Here is a 23340-nt window from a genome sequence, read left to right on the forward strand (position 1 = left end):
GGCGCGGGACCCAATTCCCGTACGACACCGTCCACTTGACCCCGCTTCGCCCTCTTCTGCTGCCGGGCGCGCTCTCGTACCGTCAGGCCCGTCCTTTGTTATGGCCATGACGAAGAAGAGGGGTCCCCCGTGCTCAGACCTTCCACGGCCAGACCTGACGCGCGCGAGCGCAGACCGCGTCGCGGCGGACCGCGCCGCAGACTGCTCCAGCTCGCGCTCGCCCCGCTCGCGGGTCTCGCCCTGCTCGCCGCCCCGGCCGACGCGGCTCCCCCGCCGCCGGACGACGAGTACCGGCCGGTGCGCGGGCCCTCCGCCCCCGCCGAGTACCGCTACCGGCAGAAGGCCCTGCCCGGCGAGACGCTGCCCCGGCACGCGCACGCCGACGCGGCCGCCGAGGCGCGCGAACTGCCCGTCGGGGGCGGCGACTGGAAGTCGCTCGGGCCCACCAACATCGGCGGCCGGATCGTCTCCCTCGCCCTCGACCCGCAGCGCGCCGACACCCTGTACGCGGCCGCGGCCAGCGGCGGGATCTGGCGCAGCACCGACGCGGGCCGGACCTTCGAACCCGCCTGGCCCGACGACGCGACCCAGGCCATGGGCGCCGTCGCCACGAGCCCCGACGGCACCCTGTACGCGGGCACCGGCGAGCCCAACCCGGGCGGCGGCTCCATCACGTACGAGGGCACCGGCCTGTACCGGTCGACCGACGGCGGCAAGAGCTGGAAGCCCAGCGGCCTGCGCGACTCAGGGGCGATCAGCGCCATCACCGTCGACCCCGACCACCCGAAGCGGGTGTACGCGGCGGCGGCCGGTTCGCTCTACAACGGCGGCGGCGACCGGGGCGTGTACCGCTCCGACGACGGCGGCCGGTCCTGGAAGCGGATTCTGGAAGGCGCCAACGAGTTCACCGGCGCCACCGAGATCTTCGTGCAGGACGAGCGGCTGTACGCGGTCCTGTGGGACCACCGCCGCACCCCCGAGAAGCGCACGTACGGCGGCGTCGGCTCCGGGGTGTTCCGCAGCGACGACGACGGCCGGAGCTGGGAGCGGCTCGGCGGCGGCCTGCCCGAGGCGGGCCCGGACGTCGGCCGGATCGGGCTCGCCGTCGCGGGCGACCGGGTGTACGCCCTGGTGAACACCACCGCGGGCCCCTTCCAGGGCTTCTACGCCTCGGACGACGGCGGCGACTCGTTCGTGCAGAGCGCGGCCGACGACCAGCTCAAGGGCTCGCAGTCCACGTTCGGCTGGTGGTTCTCCAAGATCTGGGCGGACCCCGCCGACCCGACCCATCTGCACGCGGCCGGCGTGCCGTTGATGACGTCCAAGGACGCGGGCGCGACCTGGACGTACGACGACACCTCGATCCACGTGGACCAGCACGCCATGGTCTGGGACCCGCGCAAGCCGGGCCGGGTGTACCTGGGCAACGACGGCGGCGTCTACCGCTCGGACGCGAACGGCGACGGCGGCTGGGTGCGGGCCGAGCACCAGCCGTACACCCAGCTGTACAGCGCGGCCATCACGCCCGAGGACCCGTCCCGGATCTCCGGCGGCGCGCAGGACAACGGCTCGATCCGGTCGTGGGGCGGCGAGCGGTTCAACGAGTACCTGGGCGGTGACGGCGAGGAGAACCTGATCGACCCGACCGACCCGGACAAGGTGATCGCCTGTTACCAGTACGGGAACTGCTTCCGCTCCACCGACGGCGGCGACACCATGACGTACTTCGCGGACGCGACGACGTACCAGCGCCGCAACTGGTTCACGCCCGTGGTGCATGACCCCTCCGACCCGAGGGTGCTCTACTACGGCGCGGAGGTGGTCAACCGGTCCACGGACGGCGGGAAGACGTGGAAGGCGATCAGCCCGGACCTCTCCGGCGGCCCCGGCGACGACCCCAACTACCCGAACTACGGGACGGTTTCGTCCATCGCGCCCGCGGGCGACGGCCGCACGGTGTACGCGGGCACGGACGACGGCCGGGTCTGGGTCACCGAGGACGGCGGTGCGAACTGGACGAAGATCGCCGAGGGCCGGCCGTGGGTGACCCGGGTCGTGGTGGACCCGAACGACCCGAGCCGGGTGTTCACGACCCACTCCGGTTACCGCTCCGGCTCCCCGCTCGCTCATGTCTACGGCTCCACGGACGGCGGGCGGACCTGGAAGAACCTGTCCGGGAACCTGCCGGACGCACCCGTCAACGACCTTGTGGTGGACGTGGGTTCGGCTTCCGGTTCACTGGTCGTCGGCACCGACCAGGGCGTCTTCCGCTCCCCTTCGGGCTCGGGTGACGACTGGCAGCGGTACGGGCACGGCCTGCCCGCCGTGCCGGTCGACGACATCGAGTACGACCCGTCCCGGGGCCGTCTGGTCGCGGCGACGTTCGGGCGCGGGTTCTACGAGCTGGGCGCGGAGTAGGGTCGATTTTTTCATGTCTCAGTGAGACATGAAAAATTGTGTGCCGTCGGTCGCCGGAGTGGTACGGCGACCGGCGGCTTCACAACTCGCCTGCATTTCCCGCCCGTTGAGACCTCCCGTGTGCAGTACGCGTCGACGCCACGGGCGGATCTTGTGATTCGCCCCGCGCCGCCCCCGACGCTCTATAAACTCCCCGGGTGGCGATCACGGGCGAGTTATCCACAGACGCAGACGCAAATCAGCAGCTCCGATTCGCTCTCCTCGGCCCACTCCAGGCCTGGCGCGGCAGCACGCCCGTGGATCTCGGGCCGGTGCGCGAGCAGGCCCTGCTCGCCGCCCTCCTCCTGCGCCCCGGCCGCACCGTCAGCCGGCGGCAACTCCTCGACGGCGTCTGGGGATCCGAGCCGCCCGGCACCGGCGCCAAGGTGATCCCGGTCTACGTGCACCGCCTGCGCAGACGCCTCGACACCCCCGGCCGGGGCGCCGCCGAGTCCCTGCTCGTCACCGCGCGCGGCGGCTACTGCTTCGCGCCCGCGAACACCCCGGGCGGCGCCCGGGTGGACGTCGTCCGCTGCGCCGAGCTGGCCGCCGAGGGGCGCGCGGCCCGGGACGCCGGCGACCTGGCCGCCGCGGCCACCGCCTGGTCCGCCGCCCTCGGCCTGTACCGCGGCGAGCCCCTCGCCTCCGTGCCGGGCCCCTTCGCGGAGGGCGAGCGGCTCCGCCTCACCGAGCAACGCCTCACCCTCGCCCAGGAGTTGGCGTCCGCCCGGCTGCGGCTCGGGCGGCACGCGGAGGCGGTCGGCGAGCTGTACGCGCTGGCCGCGGAGCACCCGTACCACGAGGCGCTCGCCGCGCTCCTGATGCGGGCCCTGTACGCCGCGAACCGGCAGTCCGACGCGCTCGACGTGTACGCCGCGGTCCGCCGCCGCCTCGTCGACGAGCAGGGCGTGGAGCCCGGCGCGGAGCTGCGGCAGGCCCACGAGGCGGTGCTGCGCGGCGACCCGGCCCCGGCGCCGCAGGCCCCCCGCCCGGCGGCGCCCGCCCCTCCCCCCGCCCGTCCCCGGCGGCAGGAACTCCCCGTCGACATCGGCAGGTTCACCGGCCGGGACCGCGAGCTCGGCCTGCTCCTCGCGCCCGCGGAGCCGGACGTGGTGACCGTGCGGACCGTGGACGGCATGGCGGGGATCGGGAAGACCGCGCTCGCCGTGCACGCGGCCCGGAAGCTGTCCGAGGGGCACCCGGACGGCTGCCTGTTCGTGGAGCTGCACGGGCACCGCGAGGACCACGAGGCCGCAGGCCGGCAGCGCGTGCTGCGCAGGCTGCTCCGCTCGGTCGGTGCGGGCGAGGGCGAGGACTCCGAGGACCTCGACGAGCTGGCCGCGTCCTGGCGCGCCGCGACGGCCGGCCTGCGGCTGCTCCTCGTACTCGACGACGCCTCCGCCGCCGAACAGGTGCGGCCGCTGCTGCCCGCCGGGCCCGGCAGCATGGTCCTGGTGACCAGCCGGCAGCGGCTGACCGGCCTGGACGCGGACCGCCGCATCTCGCTGGCGCCGCTCGGCCTGGACGAGGCGGCGGGGCTGCTCACCCGCATCGTCGGCGGCGAGGGCTCGGCGCGGGAGCGGGCCGCCGTACGCGAACTGGCCGCGCTCTGCGACCGGTTGCCGCTCGCGCTGCGGATCGTCGGGGCCCGTATCCAGGACCGTCCACTGTGGGCGGTGGAGGCGCTGGCGGCGCGCCTCACCGACGGCGAGCGCCGCCTCGACGAACTCGCCGTCGAGGACCGCAGCGTCGAGGTCGCCTTCCAGCTCTCGTACGGGCAGCTCCCGCCCGGCGAGCAGCGCGCGTTCCGGGCCCTCGGCCTGTCGCCGACCGTGCAGTTCGACCGGCTCGCGCTCGCCGCGCTGCTCGGCCGGACCCCCGCCGAGGCCGAGCAGGCCCTGCAGCAGCTGGCCGACGCGAGCCTCGTCCAGCAGGTCACCGCCGACCGCTACCGTCTGCACGACCTGATGGCCGTCTACGCCCGCCGCGTCGCCGCCACCCGCCCCGACGAGGCGGCGGCCGCCCGCGAGCGGGTCTTCCGGCTCTACGTGACGGCCGCGCGCTGCGCCAGCGACTGGGGGACGTCCGTGCCGGGCGCGGACGCCCGCGACACCGGCCCGTTCACCGACTGGGAGGACGCCGCGGCCTGGCTGGACGCGGCCGGCGCCGAACTCGTCGACGTCATCGGGCAGTCCGTGGCCGCGGGCCAGCACGACGACGCCTGCCGGCTCGCCGAGGGCCTGGTCGACTACCTCACCCGGCAGGGCCGCTTCCACGAGTGCCGCACCGCCCTGGAGACCGCTCTCCCCTTCGCCGACCGGTCCTCGGAACAACGCTTCGCCTCCGCGCTGCGTACGGGCATGGGCATCATGTACGGCCTGCAGGGCCGGTACCGGCAGGCCCGCGACTGGTTCACGCAGGCCCTGGACCTCAGCCGCCGGGCCGACGACCCGCACGAGCAGGCCCGCGCCTCGGCGGGCCTCGGCACGTTCGCCAACCTGGAGGGCGACGCGGCGGAGTCCATGACGCACTTCGCCGAAGTCGCCCGCCTGGTCGGCTCGTTGGAGCACGACGACTGGCTGATGGGGTCCGTGATGACGCGCGTCGGCGACATCCACCACCAGCTCGGCGAGCACGACAAGGCGTACGACCGCTACACCGACGCCATCGCCCTCGCCGAGCGGTCCGGCAGCCCCCGCCTGCTCGGCAAGACCCTGCTCCGCCTCGGCCGGCTCCAACTCGACCTCGACCGCCCCGCCGAGGCCGCGGGCGCCCTCGGCAAGGCCGAGGACCTGGCCCGCCGCCTCGGCGACGTCCCCCTGCACTCCGCGGTCCTCGACCGCCTCGCCACCGCCGAGAGCCGGCTCGGCAACCCGCAGGCGGCGGCCGAACTGCGCCGCCGGGCCCGCGCGCTGCTCGACGAGCAGACCGGCACCGAGTCGGAGATCGTGATCCGCCACCAGCTCGTCTGGTACGGAGCGGCCGCCGAGGACCTGGCCGGCGCCCGCGACTTCTTCGCCCGCTCCACGAACCTGCCCGGCGCGGAGGCCAACAGGGCGCGGATCTCCCGGGTGTTGGACGCACTGGGCAGGCGCGGGCGCGGCAGCCAGGAGGGCTAGTCCGTCCCTATTCGGATCAGCCGCGCGGCGCGGCGGGCGAACCGTCCGAGTTGAGCCAGCGGACCCCGTTGGCGCTGTCCTCGGTGATGGTCCGCTCGATGGCGTTGTTGTCCCAGGCGTAGAGCGGGTGCAGGTCGAAGTAGCCCTTGGCGTTCAGCAGGTTCGCGTCGCACACCGGGTCGCCGTTGATGCAGTACCGGGTGACGGGGACGCCGTTGAAGTCGGCGGGGCCCGCGCCGGGCGAGGTGGCGACGCCGGGCACGCCGAGCCCCTTGGGGACGACCGCACCGAAGCCGGTGCCGGGCTGCATCGGGTCGGCGTAGAGCTTGCCGTCGACCTGCTCCTTCGGGATGCCGGTCTCGCCGCGGGAGATCTTCTGCAGCACCTCGTCGGCGACCTGCGCGCCCTGCGAGTAGCCGACGATCCTGATCTGCGCGTCCGGGTGGTCGCGGTGCGTCTGCTCGGCGACCTTCAGGGTCTCCTCGATGCCGATGCGCACGCTGGTGTCGTACGTCGGCGCGGTGAGGGCCTCGGGGTTGACCTTCCCGCCGGGCTCGATGAGCGAGCCGGTCGGGCCGATCACCGGCCCCCACGAGGCCGGGTAGCACACCTTGATCGCCCGGTCCCCGAGCTGGTTGTCCCGGTTCGCGTCGTTGTAGGTGTTCGTGCACTGCGGCGCGGGCGGCGTCGCCCCCGTGCCGCCGACCTCGATGTAGTAGCGGTCCGCGTCGGCGGCCTGCGCGGAACCCGGAACTGCGAGGACGCCTCCGAACGCCATCGCCGCCGTCGCGGCGGTCCCCAGAACCCGCTTCGTCCTGCTCGTCTTGGCCATGCCTGGTCTCCCCCTAGGAGTGTCGTGATGCCGCGCTCTGCGAGCGAGCAACTCCCAAGCTAGGAACGGGCGTTGGCATCACGATGACATGGGGATGAAATGGCTGGTGGGAGAGGTGATCGGGCCAGGGTCCGCCCGGAGCGGGAGCGTCGCGGCCCCTACCTCTCCTGCACCACGACCCCCTGCGGCCGCACCGGCAGCCGGTTGATCGGGCGGCCCGTGGCCGCGCGGATCGCGCCCGCCACCGCCGCCGGGGACGTGACCACCGGGACCGCCGACACCGCCTTCGCGCCGAAGGGGGCGACCACGTCGCGTTCCTCGACCAGCTTCACGATGCGGATGTCGGGGGCGTCGAGGGCCGTCGGCAGGGCGTAGCCCGTCAGGTCGGGGTGGCGGATCAGGCCCTTCGGGGTGCGCAGGTTCTCCGTCAGGGCCGCGCCGACTCCCTGTGTGGCTCCGGCCTCGATACGGGCCCTGAGCTGGGCCGGGTTGAGGACCCGGCCGACGTCCTGGGCGACGGCCAGCTCGACGACGCGCACCGAGCCCATCTCCACGTCCACGTCGACCACCGCGCGGATCGCGCAGAAGGCGAGGCCCACGAACGCGTCGCCCTGGCCGGTGTCGTCGAGCGGTTCGGTGGGGTGGGGGCGGCACTGGGCGGTGGCCCAGAGCTCCTTGCCGTCCATGGCCTCGGTGACGGTGGTGGAGAGGACCCCGTCGTACGAGGTGATCTTGCCGTCGGTGATCTGGAGGAGCTCCGTGGACATGCCGAACTTGGCGGCCAGGGGCTGCAGGAGCTGGGTGCGGACCATCTTGGCGGCGCGCTCGACGGCCCCGCCGGACACCCAGGTGTGGCGGCCGCGGCAGGCGGGGCCCGCCGGGGGCTGGTCCGTGTCGACGGAGGCCACGTGGACCTCGTCGATGCCCAGGGTCTCCTGGACGATCTGCCGGGCGAGCGTGGAGAAGCCCTGGCCGGTGTCGACCGCGGCGCAGATCACCGTGGCCACGCCGTCCTGGACCTTGACGGTGGCGGTGGAGACCTCGTCCGCGCCCTCCGCGCCGAGCATGTGCACCATGCCGAGGGCGTAGCCGACGCCCCTGCGGATCGCGCCGGGCTCGCCCGCGCCCTCGGGCCCACCGGGGAGCAGCCAGTCCTCCTCGGGGGTGTCCTTCGGGAGCGGCGGAAGGTCGAAGTCCCGTACGGAGCGCAGGAGTTCAGCGACCGGGGCCGGGCAGGTGACGGTCTGGCCCGTGGGCAGGATGTCGCCCGTCGCGAGGACGTTGCGCAGGCGCAGCTCGGCCGGGTCGACGCCCAGCTTCCCGGCCAGCTTGTCCATCTGCGCCTCGTAGGCCGAACACACCTGCATCGCGCCCTCGCCGCGCACATGGCCGGAGGGCGGGTTGTTCGTACGGACCGCCCAGCCCTCGATGAAGGCGTGCGGGACGACGTACGGGCCGCAGGCGAAGGAGACCGCGGCGGCGAGGGACTCGGAGGAGGCGTCCGCGTACGCGCCCGCGTCGAGGAGGATCTGCGCCTCGACCTTGACGAGGCGGCCCTCGGCGTCGGCGTGGTGGCGGTAGCGGAGCAGCGTGGGGTGGCGGTGGGCGTGGCCGAGGAAGGACTCCTCGCGGGTCGCCGTGAGCTTGACCGGGCAGCCGGTCTTCAACGCGAGGAGTCCGAGCGGGAGTTGGAAGCCGGGGTCCTCGCGGTCGGCGGTCGCCCCTGGCACGCCGGTGACGACGACCTTCACGCGGTCCGGGTCCAGGCCGTAGCAGGCGGCGGCCAGGTCGCGGTCGGCGTGCGGGTCGGTGGAGGCGACGTACAGCTCCACGCCGCCGTCGGGCCGCGGCACCGCGAGGCCCGCCTCGGCGCCGATGGGTGCGGGGTCCTGGCGGCCGATGCGGTAGAGGCCCTCCACGACGATGTCGCCCGTGATCTCCGGGTCGCCGTAGCTGAGCGGGATGTGGCGGATCAGGTTGCCGTCGGGGTGCAGGGGTTCGGCGGCGAAGGCCTGCTCCGGGTCGGTGATCGGCTCCAGGACCTCGTACTCGACCTGGATCGCGGCGGCGGCCATCCGGGCCGTGTCGGGGTGGTCGGCGGCCACGGCGGCGATGGGCTCGCCGTGGTGGCGGACCACGTGTGCGGCGAACACGGGGCGGTCGTGGACCCGGCGGCCGTGCCCGGCGTCCCCGGGGATGTCGTCGGCGGTGACCACGGCCCGTACGCCGGGCATCGCGGCGGCCTCCGAGGTGTCCACGGAGACGATGCGGGCGTGCGGGTGCGGGGAGCGGAGCAGCGCGGCCCACAGCAGGCCCTCGGCCCACAGGTCGGAGGCGTAGGGGTACGTGCCCTCCGTCTTGGCCTGCGCGTCGGCGGGCTGCAGCGACGCGCCCAGGCCGTGCGCGGGCTTGGGCACTTCGGCGGGAGGCGTGGCGCTGACGGCGGGGGTGGTCGCCGTGGCGGCCGCTTCGTTGCTCACGCCGGTCCTCCGTCCTGCGGGGCGTGGTGCGGGAACTGCGGGTCGTACTGCGGGTCGTACTGGGGGTTGGCGCCGCCGGCGCCGGGCGGGGCCTGCTGCGGGATCCGGGCGCCGGCCTCGGCGTCCGTCGACTCGGCGTTCCCGTCGGCGAGTTCGCTCCCGGTCGCTGCTTCCGCCGCCGCGGAGGTGCGGCGTTCGGCGACGACCTCGCGTACGGCGTCGAGCACGCCGCGGTAGCCGGAGCAGCGGCAGAGGTTGCCGCAGAGCGCCTGCCGGGTCTCGCGCTCGCTGGGGTCCGGGTTGCCTTCGAGCAGGTCGTGCACGGTCATCGCCATGCCCGGCACGCAGAAGCCGCACTGCACGGCGCTGCCGCAGGCCAACGCCCGCTGTACGTCGGATGGTCGGCCGTTCTCGGCGAGCCCCTCGACCGTGCGGACCTCGCTGCCCGCGGTGGTCGCTGCGGGCACCAGGCAGGACGCGACGAGCCGCCCGTCCACCTGCACCGCGCACGCCCCGCACTCGCCCTGCGAGCAGCCGTCCTTGGCCCCGGCGAGCCCGAGCCGCTCGCGCAGCACGTAGAGCAGCGACTCCCCGATCCACGCGTCGGTGACGGGCCGGTCGACTCCGTTCACCCGCAGCACGTACGCGGCGAGCGGATGCTCGTCGTGCGGCACGGCGGGCTGTTCCTGCACGTTGCTCACGGCGGCGGCCTGCTGGGGCGCCGGGTCCAGCTCGGGCTCGGCCTCCTGTACGGGGGCGGGCTCGGGTACGGATTCGGGCTCGGCCTCGGATTCAGCCGCAGCCTCGGCCTCCTCGGCGGGCTCCGGCTCCGGCTCGGCGTCAAGCTCGGGCTCGGGTTCGGGCTCGGGCTCGGGCTCGGGTTCGGGTTCGACCTCAGCGTCCGCCTCGGGTTCGACCTCAGCGTCTGCCTCGGGTTCGACCTCGACCTCAGGCTCGGGTTCGACCTCGGGTTCAGCCTCGGGCTCGGGCTCGGGCTCGACGGCCGGAGCCTCGGCCAACTCACCCTCGGCAGACGTGACTTCGACGGCGCGCCCCTCCTGCTCGCGCGGCACGTCCCGGATGATCCCGAGCGCAGCGGTCACCTCGGCCGGGGACTCCTCGGGAACAACGCGCTCCGCCTGCTCGACCACCGGCTCGGGCGCGACCACCGGCTCCAGCTCGGGCTCCGGCCCCTGCTCGGGCACGCTCGCCCAGGGCGCGGCCGCACCGCCTGGCAGGGTCGCCGGGGCGTCCCCGCCCCACTGCTCGATCAGCGAGGACTGCGTGAACTCCCCCGACTCGTCCGGGAGTTCACCCTGCGCGAGCGGGATCGACCACTGTCCCGTGACGTTCGCCTGCCCGGCCGCCGGGTCCGCGTACGCGGCGGCGTCCTGCGGGGCGTACCCGGTGAAGCCCTGCGCCTCGTAGGCCTCCTGCGGATATCCGGCCGGGGCGTGCGGGGCGTACGCGGAGGGGTCCTGGTAGGCCGCGGAGTCCTGGTAGGCCGCGGCCTCCTGCCCCGCGTACCCGCCGAAGTCGCCCTGCCCGTACGGGTCCTGGCCGTACGGGTCCTGGCCGTACTGCGCCTGGCTGTACTGGCTCTGGCTGTACTGGTCCTGGCCGTACTCGCCGCCCTGGCCGTACGGGTCGGACGCGTACGGGTCGTGCGCGTAGCCGCTCTGGCCGTAGTCGGGGGCCGGGGGCTGCGGGGCGTTGGGCTCGGGCCAGCTCACCGCTTCGGGGGCGGGGGGGGCGGCGCCCATCGTGGGGACGACGAACGCGCTGGTCGCGGCCGGGTCGGTGGCCGCGCCGCCGGTCACGGAGATCTGCGGCGGCGGGTAACCGCCGGGTGCGGCGAGCGGCGTGGTCGAGCCGCTCTCCTCGAAGTCGGCGAGGCCGAACCCCTCCGGGATCTGTACGAACGCCGTGGCGTCGGCGTCGTACTCGCCCTGTGGAGTGGGCTGCCAGCCACCGCCGTTGTTGTCGACACCGCCCCCGGTGTTGCCATTGGTGTCGCTCACGACAGCGCCCTCCCCAAGGCTCGTCGGGCCAGCACGGCGACGGTGCGCCGCAGATGCAGTACGGCGGGCGGCAGCTGCTCCTGGGTGCCGTCCGGTGCCTGGTCGGGAATGCAGGCGGCGGCGACGTAGTCGCCGAAGGCGTGCAGCGCCTGCGGGTCGAGGGCGCGTTCGGCGTCCCAGTCGATGAGCGACGCCACCCAGTTCTCGGCGTCCAGGGGGCGCAGCGGCATCGGCGCGATGGCGCCGACCGCGCAGCGCACGCCGCGCCTCGCCGGGTCGAGGACGAGGGCGACGGAGGCGGTGGCGCGGCCGGGGCCGGTGCGCCCGGTGGCCTTGAGGAAGACCTGCGGGGCATGCAGGAGCGGCACGCGGACGAAGCCGATCAGCTCGCCGGCACGCAGCATGTCCATCCCCGCGAGGAGGTGTGACACGGGCACTTCGCGGCGGGCGCCGCCGGGCCCGGCGATGACCAACGTGGCTTCGAGCGCGGCGAGTACGGGCAGTGAGTCGCCGGTCGGCGCGGCCGAGGCGATGTTGCCGCCGAGCGTGCCGGCGTTGCGCACGGTGGGCGGTCCCGCGGCGCGGGCGGCGGCGGCGAGCGCGGGGATGAGCGCGGCGAAGTCGGGGCGGCCCATGCGGGCGTGCGTGAGTCCGGCGCCGAGCAGGGCGTGCCCGTCCTGGTACTGCCAGCCGCGGATCTCGCTGATCCGGCCGAGGCCCACGAGGGCGGCGGGCCTGAGGAGTCCCGAGTTGACCGAGGCCATCAGATCGGTGCCGCCGGCCACGGGCACGGCGGCGGGCATGGCGGCGAGTGCCGCCACCGCCTCGTCCAGCGTGGCAGGCAACTTCACCGCATGTGCAGCCTGTGCCGCCTGCGGCGGCTGCGGTGCGTGCGTGGTCAAACCGGCTGCCCCTTCCCTACGACCGAGCAAGTGAGCCAGGGTGTGCCTACTGCGCCGTACGGTACGTGCTCACAGGCCGGACGTGGCAACTCTGGCACATCTTCCGGGCCCGCCGACGCGGGGGTCCGCTAGGAGTGCTTCCTCCCCTGTCAGGGAGTACGTCCGCTTTCCCATGTCCTCACCGCTTGGTGCTTGTTGCCGCCGTTCGACGACGCTTGCACGGTTGTTCCCCGCACGTTTTCCGACAGCGTCTCCGACGGCGTTCTTCGCGGGCACCCACGCTCCCAGGGCCGCACCCCCGGGGCGTGCGGGTCACCGGCGGCCTCACACGTTCGGGGGCGCTCCCTCGATCGGGCGTCCGAGCACACCGGGGCGCCGCTGCCGAGGGTGAGGTCCGGAGGGTGGCCGGTAGTCGACGCCGAGAGCGTCAAGTCGGGCCAGGTGGGCGGTCATTCGGCGCTCGAAGTCCGCGAAGTCGCGCTCGGCGGCGGGCGGCAGGGTGCTCCAGGCGACCTCGGCGAAGGCGACGAGACGCGGAAAGACCTGGTAGTCGACGCGTTCCCGGCTGTCCATCACCTCGGTCCACACGTTGGCCTGGGCGCCGAGCACGTGCCGGGCCTGTTCGGCGGTGAGCTGCGGCGGTACGGGCTCGAAGCGGTAGACGTCCTCCAGGGTGCGGACGTACCCGATGGGCATGGGCTCGTCCTCGCCGGCGTGCTGCCGGTGGTCCAGGTAGACCTGCTGCTCGGGGCACATGACGACGTCGTGGCCGGCCTGGGCGGCGGCGATGCCGCCCGCGTAGCCGCGCCAGGAGGAGACGGCCGCGCCGGGCGCGAGGCCGCCCTCCAGGATCTCGTCCCAGCCGATGAGGCGGCGGCCGCGTGCGCTGAGCCAGCCGTCGAAGTGCCGGATGAACCAGGACTGCAGCTCGTCCTCGCCGGCGAGCCCGAGCTCCTTGATGCGGGCCTGCGCGGCGGGCGACTGCTTCCACTGGTCCTTGGGGCACTCGTCGCCGCCGATGTGTACGAACGGCGAGACGTCGGCGGGGAAGAGTGCGAGGACTTCCTCCAGGACCCCTTCGTAGAACCGGAGTACGGCTTCGGTGGGGGCGAGGACGTTGGGGGTGACGCCCCAGGTGTCCCAGACGCCGAGGGCGGCGGTGTCGACGACGTCGGTGTTGCCGAGCTGCGGGTAGGCGGCGATGGCGGCCTGCGAGTGGCCGGGGACGTCGATCTCGGGGACGACGCGGATGTGCCGCTCGCGGGCGTACGCGACGATCTCGCGAATGTCGCCCTGGGTGTAGAACCCGCCGTGCGGCTTGTCCTCCCAGAGCGGTGAGGCGCGGTGCCCGTACTTGGTGCGCGGGCGCCAGGAGCCGACCTCGGTGAGCCGCGGGTGGCGCTCGATCTCGATGCGCCAGCCCTGGTCGTCGGTGAGGTGGAAGTGGAAGACGTTCAGCTTGTGCGCGGCGAGCAGGTCGAGTTGGCGCAGCACGTCGTCCTTGGGCCGGAAGTGCCGGGCGACGTCGAGCATCATGCCGCGCCAGCCGAAGCGGGGCGCGTCCTCGACGACGCAGCCGGGCAGGGTCCAGCGGCGGTCCGGGTCGAGGGGGGCGCGGCGGAAGGCCTCGGGGCCGAGGAGTTGACGCAGTGTCTGGGCGGCCCAGAAGACGCCGGCCGCGTCGGCGCCGGTGAGGGTGACGGCGCCGGCGTCGATGTGGAGGCGGTGGGCTTCGGGTACGTGCCCGAGTTCCGCGGGCGCGACCCTGAGGCGGATCACGGAGGTGCCGCGGGGGGTCGCGGGGGCGAGGGGGAGTGCGGTGGCGGCACCGAGCGTGGCGCGCAGCCAGCGCGCGGTGCGTTCGGTGCCGGGTGCCGCGTCGATGACGGTCGACTCGTCGAGGACGAAGGCGTCGCTCGTACGACGGGTGCCGGCGGGGGCGGGGATGAGGTCCGCGAGTGTCATGCGGTCCTGCGTAGCACGGTTCAGCGGCCCTCGTCCGGGGCTCGGGAACCTGGGGCTGCCGCCCCAGACCCCGCTCCCTCTTCGGCCAGTGGCCTCGCCGAGGACAGGCCTACTTCTTGTCCCCGTCCTTGTCCTTGTCGCCGCCCGCGCCCATGGACTCGTAGATCTCCTTGCACATGGGGCAGACCGGGTACTTCTTCGGGTCGCGGCCCGGGACCCAGACCTTGCCGCAGAGTGCGACGACGGGGGTCCCGTCGAGCGCGCTCGCCATGATCTTGTCCTTCTGGACGTAGTGGGCGTAGCGCTCGTGGTCGCCGTCTCCGTGCGACACCTGCGGCGTCGGCTCTACGAGGGTCCCCGTACCTGCCCCGCGCTCGGGCTCTGGCTCAAGAGTGCTCATAACTGCCAAGGGTACCCAGGCGTCCGGTGTGCGGGGCAGCACCCGCACATGCCGCCGGGAACGGTCAGTTGAGCGACGGATCGTCCGGGTACGTGGCCACCATCGCGAGTTCGCTGCGCTGCCGTCGCAGGACCGCACGCCACAGTCGCTCGGGCGCCGGCGAGGACACGTCCCCCGGTTCCGAGTCCACGACGTACCAGGCGCCGTCGGCCAGCTCGTCCTCCAGCTGGCCCGGTCCCCAGCCCGCGTACCCGGCGAAGATGCGCAGCGAGCCGAGGGCGGCGGCGAGGAGTTCCGGCGGGGTCTCCAGGTCGACGAGGCCGATCGCGCCGTGCACCCGGCGGAAGCCCAGCGGGTCGCCGCCGCGGCGGGCGCGGGCGCCCGGCTGCGGCGCCTCGTCGCCGGGGATCACGCCGACGCCGAGCGCCGAGTCGAGGGAGACGGGTCCGCCCTGGAAGACGACGCCGGGCTCGCCGGCGAGAGCGGCCCAGCCCTCCAGGATGTCGCCGACGCCGACGGGCGTGGGACGGTTCAGGACCACGCCGAGGGAGCCCTCGTCGTCGTGGTCCAGAACGAGCACGACGGCGCGGTCGAAATTCGGGTCCGCCAGGGCCGGTGTGGCGACGAGCAGCCGCCCTGTGAGCGAGGACACCTCGGTCATGGCAGACATGATCCCGCATCTTCGCCCTCGGTGGGGAGCGGGCGGCGGTACGTGATCCGTCGCAGCTCACAGCGCAGGGATGCACACCCCGCGCACATGTCGGGGACATGTCGGGAGCATCCGATTTCGGTGACCGTATGCGCAGGAAAAGGCACGGTTCGTGTTGTGGCGAAGTCATGACGTACGAGAGCCCCCTCGGCCTTACGGAGAGGGGGTGGGAGCCCATTACCCTGTCTCTTCGGCCCCTGCCCACCTCATCGGAACGCGAGATAGATGACCGTCAACGGCAATGACGACGTACTGCTTGTCCACGGCGGCACCCCGCTGCAGGGCGAGATCCGGGTCCGCGGCGCCAAGAACCTGGTGCCCAAGGCCATGGTCGCGGCGCTGCTCGGCAGCGGTCCGAGCCGCCTGCGCAACGTCCCGGACATCCGCGACGTACGCGTCGTGCGCGGCTTGCTGCAGCTGCACGGCGTGACCGTGCGCCCCGGCGACGAGCCGGGTGAGCTCGTCCTCGACCCCTCGCACGTGGAGTCCGCCAACGTCGCGGACATCGACGCGCACGCCGGGTCGTCCCGTATTCCGATCCTGCTGTGCGGCCCGCTGCTGCACCGCCTCGGCCACGCGTTCATCCCGGGCCTCGGCGGCTGCGACATCGGCGGCCGCCCGGTCGACTTCCACTTCGAGGTGCTTCGGCAGTTCGGCGCGACGATCGAGAAGCGCGCGGACGGCCAGTACCTGGAGGCCCCGCAGCGGCTGCGCGGCACCAAGATCCGGCTGCCGTACCCGTCGGTGGGCGCGACCGAGCAGGTGCTGCTCACGGCCGTCCTGGCGGAGGGTGTCACCGAGCTGTCCAACGCGGCCGTGGAGCCGGAGATCGAGGACCTCATCTGCGTACTGCAGAAGATGGGCGCGATCATCGCCATGGACACCGACCGGACGATACGCATCACCGGTGTCGACAAGCTCGGCGGCTACAACCACCAGGCCATCTCGGACCGTCTGGAGGCGGCTTCGTGGGCCTCCGCCGCGCTCGCCACCGAGGGCAACATCTATGTGCGCGGCGCGCAGCAGCGCACGATGATGACCTTCCTCAACACGTACCGCAAGGTCGGCGGCGCCTTCGAGATCGACGACGAGGGCATCCGCTTCTGGCACCCGGGCGGCTCGCTCAACGCGATCGCCCTGGAGACGGACGTGCACCCCGGCTTCCAGACGGACTGGCAGCAGCCGCTGGTGGTCGCCCTGACCCAGGCCGCGGGCCTCTCCATCGTCCACGAGACGGTGTACGAGTCGCGCCTCGGCTTCACGTCCGCGCTGAACCAGATGGGCGCGCACATCCAGCTGTACCGCGAGTGCCTCGGCGGCTCCGACTGCCGCTTCGGCCAGCGCAACTTCCTGCACTCCGCGGTGGTTTCGGGCCCGACGAAGCTGCAGGGCGCGGATCTGGTCATCCCTGACCTGCGCGGTGGCTTCTCGTACCTGATCGCCGCGCTGGCGGCCCAGGGCACGTCGCGGGTCCACGGCATCGACCTCATCAACCGTGGCTACGAGAACTTCATGGAGAAGCTCGTCGAACTCGGCGCGAAGGTGGAACTCCCGGGCGGGGCGCTGGTGTAGCCCTCAAGCCTTGGCTTGTACGTCGACGGAGCGGCACCCTGATCGTGGGTGCCGCTCCGTTCGTTTCCCCCACCCCGCCCCTTCCCGAAATCCTGCGGAGCTGTCCGTTCGGCTTCCCGCCGTCGTGGGCACAGCGGGTGGGGGGGGACGTGCCCCGACAAGGGCGCGGGGAACGGCGCGACCAGCCACGACGGCGCAGCAGACGAACGACAGCCGGGGTACGGGGCGGAGCCCCGAGAGCGGGGCCCGGGGGCGCAGCCCCCGTAGCCGTCCGTCAGGACTTTCGGGAAGGGGCGGGGTGGGGAGCAGAAAAAGAGGCCGCGAGCCAACCCTCAGGCCGGGGACAGCGTCCGCTCAGCCACCAACACCGGCTTCTCGTGAGGAACAACCTCACAACTCACCCCGGGCACAAGCCCGTCCGCCTCCCAGCTCGGGACGTCGACCTTGACCTCGACCCCCGACGGAGTCGACACGTGCAGCCGGGTCGTCGCCCCCATGAACGTGGCGACCCGCACCACCGACGCCCCGCCCGCCGTCACGGCGAACCCCTCCGGCCGGATCAGCACGTCGACCTCAGCCCCCGCACCGAACACGGCCTCCCCCTGCACCGGCAGCCGCCGCCCGAACAGCTCGACCACGCCGCCCGCGCCCACCACCCCCGGCACCCGGTTCATCGTGCCGACGAACTCCGCGACGAAGGGCGTGGCCGGCCGGTCGTACAACTCCGAGGGGGCCGCGCACTGTTCGAGGCGGCCGTCCTTCATGACGGCGACCCGGTCGGCCATGGACAGCGCCTCCTCCTGGTCGTGCGTGACGAAGACCGTGGTGATGCCGAGCTCCAGCTGGATCCGCCGGATCTCCTCCCGCAGGGACAGCCGTACCTTCGCGTCCAACGCGGACAGCGGCTCGTCGAGGAGCAGGACCCGCGGCCGGATCGCGAGCGCCCGCGCGAGCGCGACTCGCTGCTGCTGGCCGCCGGAGAGCTGGTGCGGGTAGTGCCCGCCGCGCCCCGGAAGGCCGACGAGGTCGAGCAACTCCCCGGCCCGCGCGGCCCGTTCACGGGACGAGACGCCCCGTACCCGCAGCCCGTACGCGACGTTCTCGGCGGCCGTCATGTTCGGGAACAGCGAGTACGACTGGAAGACCATGCCGATGTCGCGGCGGTGGGCCGGGACGGACGTGATGTCCTCGCCGTCCATGAGCAGCTCGCCGCCGTCGGCCGACTCGAAGCCCGCGACGATGCGCAGCGCGGTCGTCTTGCCGCAGCCGGACGGGCCGAGCAGGGCGACGAGCTCACCGGGCGCGATGTCCAGGTCGAGGCCGTCGAGGGCCACCGTGGACCCGAACTCCCGGCGCAGTTGCTTGAGTTGCACGGGGACGGTCATGAGGTCGTCTTCCTTCGGCTCTGGGTTTTACGGGTACGGCCGCCGGCGAGCGCCGTGAGCAGGAGCAGCAGCCCCCAGGTGAGGAGGAGGCTCAACATCGCGGCGGCGACGGAGAGTTGGGCCTCGCTGTCGCCGACGTTGACCATCCACACGGCGAACGGTTCGAAGCCGAGGACGGAGGCGACGGAGTACTCGCCGAGCACCATGGCGAGGCTGAGCACGGCGCCGCCCATGACGGCCTGGCGCAGGTTGGGCGCGACCACCTGGAGGAGGGTCTGGGTGCGGGAGGCGCCTAGGCTGCGGGCGGCCTCGACGAGGGTGCGCAGGTCGACGGAGCGCAGGCCCGCGTCGAGGGAGCGGTACAGGAACGGCAGCGACATCACCGTGTAGACGATGACGAGGATGAGCGGGAAGTCCCGGTCGATGAGCGCCTGGAAGGTGCCGTACAGCGGGGTCGTGGCGAGGTCCTGCTGCCAGGAGAGGACCGTGGCGACGCCGGCGACCAGGGCGATCGGCGGGACGACGAGCGGCATCATGCAGAGGATCTCGACGATCCGGCGCAGCTTCGGCAGGCGCAGGGCGACGGCGACGGTGGTCGGCACCATGAGCAGCAGGCCGAGCGCGACGGTGGCGAGGCCGATGGAGACGGACCTGAGCAGGCTCGTGGTGAGGCCTTCCGAGCCGAGGCCCTTGCTGTACACGTCGAAGCCGATGCCGTCCGGGCTGTCGATCGTGAACCACAGCGAGGCCGCGACCGGTACGAGGAAGTAGAGGGCGGCGATTCCCAGGACGGGGCCGCGCGACGTCATCCGAGCCATCGGGCACTCCTGCGCTGCAGCGGTATCTGTACGGCCATGACGAGCAGCGCGACCAGGACCATGTTGAGGCTCATGGCGAGCGCCAGGTTCTCCTGCCCGGCGAGCACGTTGCCGTTGAGGGCGTTGGCGATCTGAATGGTGATCAACTGCACGGATCCGCCGACGAGTACGGCCGCCGTGGCGTGCGACGCGAAGGCCGTGCCGAACATCAGGACCGCCCCGCCGAGCAGCGACGGTGTGAGCACGGGGATGCCGATGTGCCGCCAGAACTGCCCGCGGGTCGCCCCGCAGGAGGCGGCGGCCTCCCGCCACTGGCTGCGCAGCCCGTCGAAGGCCGGCAGGACGGTGACGACCATCAGCGGCACCATGAAGTACAGGTAGGCGAGGACGAGCCCGGTGAAGGTGTAGACGGTCAACTTCTCGGCCCACAAAGGACCGAGCTTGTTAGCTCAGTCCGAAAGGCGTTGATTGCAAGTGGAGCGTGACTGGCTGCCACGTGATCCCCTGCGTCCGGTGCAGCAAGCCGCACTGGGGCGATTGACTGCGCCCCGCTACCACACGTCCCGAAGGACGAGGGAGTCGCCGCGAGCCGCCTATGGGCGACTCAAGTCTGTTCGGACTGGTCCTGGCATGGAAACCGTGTCCCCACCGGCGTGTGGTTCGTGCCTTCTCGCTCGCAGTCCCGTTCGGGGCACGATACCGCATCCGGGTGGGCGGTGGTGAAGCCGGTCGCCGGGTCGGCAGCCGTGAACGCGCCGTACGCCATGGTCCCGGCGGGCAGGCCGAAGCCGACCGCGAGGAACGCGAAGAACGGGACGACGGCCAGCCACCGGAACCTGCCACGGCTGCGGCCCCGGCTCACGGGCGGGCGGTCCGTACGCGCAGGGGGGTGGTCCGCGCGTACGGCCGCCTTCTGGAGAACCTGTTCCGCCATGGTCAGCCGACCGCCTTGCCCCAGCCCTGGACGACCTTCTCCTTGGCCGCGGCCTCCTGCTCGGGGGTCGCGGACTGCGGGGTGCCGGAGACCTCGGGGAGCTTGGCGTTGGCGGCCTTGTCGACGGTGCCGTCCTCGACCATGCGGTCGAGGAGCGCGGGCCGCGAGTAGCCCTTGAGCCAGATGTTCTGGCCCTCCTCGCTGTAGACGAACTCCAGCCAGAGGCGGGCGGCGGCGGGGTGCGGGGCGTACTTGTTGACGCCCTGGTTGTAGTACAGCGAGTACTGGCCGTCCTCCGGGACCGTCACCTGCCAGTCGACGCCCTTGCCGGCCAGCTTGTCGGCGTAGCCGAGGTTGAGGTAGTCCCAGTCGATGGAGATCGGGGTCTCGCCCTTCTGGATGGTGGCGAGGGTGGACTCGGCGGGAACGTAATTCCCTTGCTGCTTCAGCTTCTTGAAGAAGTCGAGGCCCGGCTGCACATCGCCGAGCGAGCCGCCGTTGGCGAGGGACGCGGCGAACACGGCGGAGAGCGCGGAGCTGGACTCGGTGGGGTTGCCGTTGAGGGCGACCTTGTTCTTGTACTCCGGCTTCAGCAGGTCCTTGAGCTTCTCCGGGCACTTCTTGACGGCCTTCGCGTCGCAGCCGATGGAGATGTAGCCGCCGTAGTTGTCCGCGAAGGACCCGTCGGCCTCCTTCTGCGCCTTCGGCAGCCCGTCCCAGCCCTCGACCTTGTACGGGGCGAGCAGCTGTTTGGCCTTGGCGTCCTGCATGTACGCGGTGCCGAGGTCGAGGGCGTCCACGGCGCGGGGCTGGCCCTTGCGCTTCGCGGCGGCGTTGAGGGCCTGCTGGCTGCTGCCGCCGGGGTTCTCGTTGTTGACCTGGATCCCGTACTTCTTCTCGAAGGCCTCGATCATCTCGCCGTAGTTCGCCCAGTCGGGCGCGAGGGCGTAGACGTTCAGCTCGCCCTCCTTCTTCGCCGCCGCGGCCAGCTTGTCGAGGCCGCCGAGGTCGGCCGCCGAACGGGCCTTGCCCGCCTTGCTGTTCTGCGCGTCCGCGGTCGGCGCGGCACCGCAGCCGGTGGCTGCGACGGCGGTGACGAGTGCGCAGGCGGCGAGGGTCACGGCGCGCCTCGAACCACGGGGACGGTATGCCTTCACGATGGTTACTCCTGGGTCTTTGGCATGCCACCTGTCTGGACAAGCCATCGTCAGTAAGCCGGATGAAGATAACCGCCAAGTGACTACCCGGTAAAGCTCTCGGAGAAGAAAAACCGCAGGTCAAAAGCGTTATGAAGAGGGGCGTTTACCTTCGGCCCGACGGGTTATAAGCAGAGTCCCACCCGCCCACGCTGTGCACATCTGCGCACAGTCCGGGGGTGCGCACAGCAGCCCCCGAATGACATGATCGAGGCCTTGGCCAGCACGACCCGTCCGAGGAGAGAAGTGACCCGACGGCACGAGGAAATCGCCGACGAGCTGCGCCGCGCCATCGGCGACGGCAGCTATCCGGTGGGCGCCGCCCTGCCCTCGGAGTCCGAACTCGCCGCCGCCCACGGGGTGTCGCGCGGCACCCTGCGCCAGGCCTTCGGCACGCTCCAGTCGGAGGGCCTGATCGGCTCCCGGCAGGGCGCCCGGCGCGTGGTGCTCGCGGCCACGCCCAGCCAGAGCTTCACCGAGCTGCGCAGCTTCGCCCAGTGGGCGCGCGCGGGCGGCCGCACCCCCGGCGGCCGGGTCCTTTCCGCACACCGCGGAAAGGCCACCGACGCCGAGGCCGCCCAGCTCCAACTCGCCCCGGGCGACGAGGTCTTGCACGTCCTGCGCATCCGCACCCTGGACGGCGACCCGGTCCTCCTGGAACGCACGGTGTACGCGGGCTGGTGCGCCGAGGCCGTCGAGGCCCTGCCGGACGACTGCGAGTCGGTCACGCAGAGCCTGTACGACGCGGTCGGCCTGGTGATGTCGCACGGCGAGCACCACCTGGACGCGGTCCCCGCCGGCACGGTCGACGCCCGTGAGCTGTCGGTCCGCCGCGGCTCCCCGCTGCTTCGCGTGCGCCGCACCACGACGACCGCGGAGGGCCGCCCGGTGGAGACCTCCGACGACCGCTACCGGCCCGGCACGGTCGTCTTCACCGTCCGCAACTCGGTGCAGGCCAACCCCCTGGCCCGTACGACCCCTGACCATTGAGGAAACCCCGCAGTTGAACAGCCTCGCCCCCTCGCTCACCCCCCCCCGCCCCGCCGCCCTCCTCTGCGACATGGACGGCACGCTCGTCGACACCGAGCACGCCTGGCTCGACGCGGTCGCGGAGTTCCTGCGCGCCCAGGGCTCCCCGTCGACCGGAGAGACGCTGGCCCCGTTCGCGGGCGCGGCGGTGGCCGACGCCGCCGATCACCTCGTACGACACGGGCTCACGGCCCTGACGGCCGCAGAGTGCGCCGAGATCCTGGACCGGGAGTTCACCGCCCGCGTGGCGGCGGGCGTGACCGTGCAGCCCGGCGCGCTGCGGCTGCTCGACCGGGCCCGTGCGCTCGGCATCCCCACGGCGCTCGTGACGGCCTCGGAGCGGCACGTGGCCGACCTGGTCCTGGACACCCTGGGCCGGCACCGCTTCGACACGTCGGTCACCTCGGGCGAGACGGAGCGCGGCAAGCCGCACCCGGAGCCGTATCTGACGGCGGCGGCGACGCTCGGCGTGGCCCCGGCGGACTGCCTGGCCGTGGAGGACACCCCGACGGGCGCGACAGCGGCCCTCACAGCGGGCTGCCACCTCCTGGCGGTCCCGTCGGTCCCGGGCATCGTCCCGGGCCCGCGCACGACGCTGGTGCGGAGCCTGGACGAGGTCGACTTCTAGCCGAGTTGTGGGCAGGCGTTCCGCAAGGCGATGGAGGTCCCCCCTGCTCGAACGAAGTTGAGAGCTTGGGGGAGGGTAGGCACAACGGCACCACGGTCAAGGGCCGCTTGAACGCCGACCTAGGGCAAGCAAAGAGGGCGGCACCCGGAAAAGCTCCGGGTGCCGCCCTCGAAGACGTAAGGCCTACTTGCCCTTCGCCGCTTCCTTCAGCTTCGAGCCGGCCGAAACCTTCACGCTGTAACCGGCGGGGATGTTGATCGGCTCGCCGGTCTGCGGGTTGCGGGCGGTGCGAGCGGCACGGTGGGTGCGCTCGAAGGTCAGGAAGCCGGGGATGGTGACCTTCTCGTCGCCCTTGGCAACGATCTCGCCGACGGTCTCGGCGAACGCGGCCAGCACGGCGTCGGCGTCCTTGCGGGTCACCTCGGCGCGGTCGGCCAGCGCGGCCACCAGCTCACTGCGGTTCATGTTTGTACTCCCGTGTTCTTCTTGCCGTTGAGGCGTGCCACGCGGTCAAGCCGCATGTTCAGCACAGCGAAGCCGATGCTGCCAGGGTCCTTCGTGGGTCCCCGGACCCGGGTCCGTCAGTCGGACCCTCCCGCCTAGAGACGCATCCTGCCCCTAAAAATGGCGGGAAAGCCAATCCGGCACCCTTGGGAGTCACACAAAAAGCGCCACTTCGTCTAATTGGTGACGAAGTCGGCGACGGTTCGTCCAGCTCCTGGCGTCGGACCCCCAGGATTTCGGGGCGCGCCGCCCGCAACCCTAGAGGGCGGGGCGACGGCGCGGGTTCCACGACTCGCCGCCCCGACCACCGTGGGAACGGTCACATTCAGGCGCTGAGCGACCCGGCCTCGGCGCCCGCAGCGCCCTCTACGGACTTTGCGGCGTTGCGC

At 72.6% G+C, this 23340-nt stretch carries 16 protein-coding genes and 1 pseudogene; 5 read left to right on the forward strand and 12 right to left on the reverse strand.

Annotated features, from left to right (window positions below; all coding sequences use genetic code 11):
- Nucleotides 1-129: 129 nt before the first annotated feature.
- Both QIS96_RS29875 and QIS96_RS29880 read left to right on the forward strand, forming a co-directional pair.
- The gene (locus QIS96_RS29875) at nucleotides 130-2418 is read left to right on the forward strand and encodes a WD40/YVTN/BNR-like repeat-containing protein (protein ID WP_282545916.1); all 2289 of its coding nucleotides are present in this window, start codon (nucleotides 130-132) and stop codon (nucleotides 2416-2418) included.
- A gap of 296 nt (nucleotides 2419-2714) precedes the next feature.
- Nucleotides 2715-5576 (forward strand): AfsR/SARP family transcriptional regulator, encoded by a 2862-nt coding sequence (locus QIS96_RS29880; RefSeq protein WP_282545917.1) that lies wholly within the window; start codon nucleotides 2715-2717, stop codon nucleotides 5574-5576.
- A gap of 16 nt (nucleotides 5577-5592) precedes the next feature.
- On the opposite strand, the gene QIS96_RS29885 is transcribed toward QIS96_RS29880, so the two are convergent.
- The 7 genes from QIS96_RS29885 to QIS96_RS29915 form a co-directional block, all read right to left on the reverse strand.
- Complete coding sequence (locus tag QIS96_RS29885) at nucleotides 5593-6408, reverse strand: cutinase family protein (protein WP_282545918.1); 816 nt, start codon at nucleotides 6406-6408, stop codon at nucleotides 5593-5595.
- Between the two features lie 158 nt (nucleotides 6409-6566).
- Nucleotides 6567-8888 (reverse strand): xanthine dehydrogenase family protein molybdopterin-binding subunit, encoded by a 2322-nt coding sequence (locus QIS96_RS29890; protein ID WP_282545919.1) that lies wholly within the window; start codon nucleotides 8886-8888, stop codon nucleotides 6567-6569.
- A complete protein-coding gene (locus QIS96_RS29895; RefSeq protein WP_282545920.1) occupies nucleotides 8885-10909 on the reverse strand; it encodes a 2Fe-2S iron-sulfur cluster-binding protein in 2025 nt (674 codons plus the stop codon). Before QIS96_RS29895 ends, QIS96_RS29890 begins: the two co-directional genes overlap by 4 nt.
- Entirely contained in the window at nucleotides 10906-11811 is a 906-nt protein-coding gene (locus QIS96_RS29900; RefSeq protein WP_282545921.1) for an FAD binding domain-containing protein, read from the reverse strand. The genes QIS96_RS29895 and QIS96_RS29900 overlap by 4 nt, the downstream gene beginning before the upstream one ends.
- A gap of 324 nt (nucleotides 11812-12135) precedes the next feature.
- On the reverse strand, nucleotides 12136-13776 hold the full coding sequence (locus QIS96_RS29905; protein ID WP_282545922.1) for a beta-N-acetylhexosaminidase: 1641 nt from the start codon (nucleotides 13774-13776) through the stop codon (nucleotides 12136-12138).
- A gap of 109 nt (nucleotides 13777-13885) precedes the next feature.
- A complete protein-coding gene (locus tag QIS96_RS29910) occupies nucleotides 13886-14176 on the reverse strand; it encodes a DUF3039 domain-containing protein (protein WP_282545923.1) in 291 nt (96 codons plus the stop codon).
- 64 nt (nucleotides 14177-14240) lie between these two features.
- The gene (locus QIS96_RS29915) at nucleotides 14241-14837 is read right to left on the reverse strand and encodes a YqgE/AlgH family protein (RefSeq protein WP_282545937.1); all 597 of its coding nucleotides are present in this window, start codon (nucleotides 14835-14837) and stop codon (nucleotides 14241-14243) included.
- 273 nt (nucleotides 14838-15110) lie between these two features.
- Between QIS96_RS29915 and murA the strand changes: the two genes are divergently transcribed.
- On the forward strand, nucleotides 15111-16457 hold the full coding sequence (gene murA, locus QIS96_RS29920) for a UDP-N-acetylglucosamine 1-carboxyvinyltransferase (protein WP_282545924.1): 1347 nt from the start codon (nucleotides 15111-15113) through the stop codon (nucleotides 16455-16457).
- Between the two features lie 332 nt (nucleotides 16458-16789).
- On the opposite strand, the gene QIS96_RS29925 is transcribed toward murA, so the two are convergent.
- The 4 genes and pseudogenes from QIS96_RS29925 to QIS96_RS29945 form a co-directional block, all read right to left on the reverse strand.
- The gene (locus QIS96_RS29925; protein ID WP_282545925.1) at nucleotides 16790-17842 is read right to left on the reverse strand and encodes an ABC transporter ATP-binding protein; all 1053 of its coding nucleotides are present in this window, start codon (nucleotides 17840-17842) and stop codon (nucleotides 16790-16792) included.
- A complete protein-coding gene (locus QIS96_RS29930; RefSeq protein WP_282545926.1) occupies nucleotides 17839-18660 on the reverse strand; it encodes an ABC transporter permease in 822 nt (273 codons plus the stop codon). The genes QIS96_RS29925 and QIS96_RS29930 overlap by 4 nt, the downstream gene beginning before the upstream one ends.
- Nucleotides 18648-19594, reverse strand: a pseudogene (locus QIS96_RS37925) (ABC transporter permease). The gene QIS96_RS29930 and the pseudogene QIS96_RS37925 overlap by 13 nt, the downstream one beginning before the upstream one ends.
- A 2-nt stretch (nucleotides 19595-19596) precedes the next feature.
- A complete protein-coding gene (locus tag QIS96_RS29945) occupies nucleotides 19597-20751 on the reverse strand; it encodes an extracellular solute-binding protein (protein WP_282545927.1) in 1155 nt (384 codons plus the stop codon).
- Nucleotides 20752-21036: 285 nt separating this feature from the next.
- Here QIS96_RS29945 and QIS96_RS29950 point away from each other — a divergent pair, with 285 nt between their 5' ends.
- Together QIS96_RS29950 and QIS96_RS29955 are read left to right on the forward strand one after the other, a co-directional pair.
- Complete coding sequence (locus QIS96_RS29950) at nucleotides 21037-21780, forward strand: GntR family transcriptional regulator (RefSeq protein ID WP_282545928.1); 744 nt, start codon at nucleotides 21037-21039, stop codon at nucleotides 21778-21780.
- Between the two features lie 13 nt (nucleotides 21781-21793).
- Nucleotides 21794-22447 (forward strand): HAD family hydrolase, encoded by a 654-nt coding sequence (locus QIS96_RS29955; RefSeq protein WP_282545929.1) that lies wholly within the window; start codon nucleotides 21794-21796, stop codon nucleotides 22445-22447.
- 183 nt (nucleotides 22448-22630) lie between these two features.
- Here the strand turns inward: QIS96_RS29955 and QIS96_RS29960 are convergent, their stop codons facing one another.
- Nucleotides 22631-22912 (reverse strand): HU family DNA-binding protein, encoded by a 282-nt coding sequence (locus QIS96_RS29960; protein ID WP_016645140.1) that lies wholly within the window; start codon nucleotides 22910-22912, stop codon nucleotides 22631-22633.
- Between the last annotated feature and the right edge of the window lie 428 nt (nucleotides 22913-23340).

Origin of the sequence: Streptomyces cavernicola (assembly GCF_029968035.1) — a bacterium.
Classification (GTDB): domain Bacteria; phylum Actinomycetota; class Actinomycetes; order Streptomycetales; family Streptomycetaceae; genus Streptomyces; species Streptomyces cavernicola.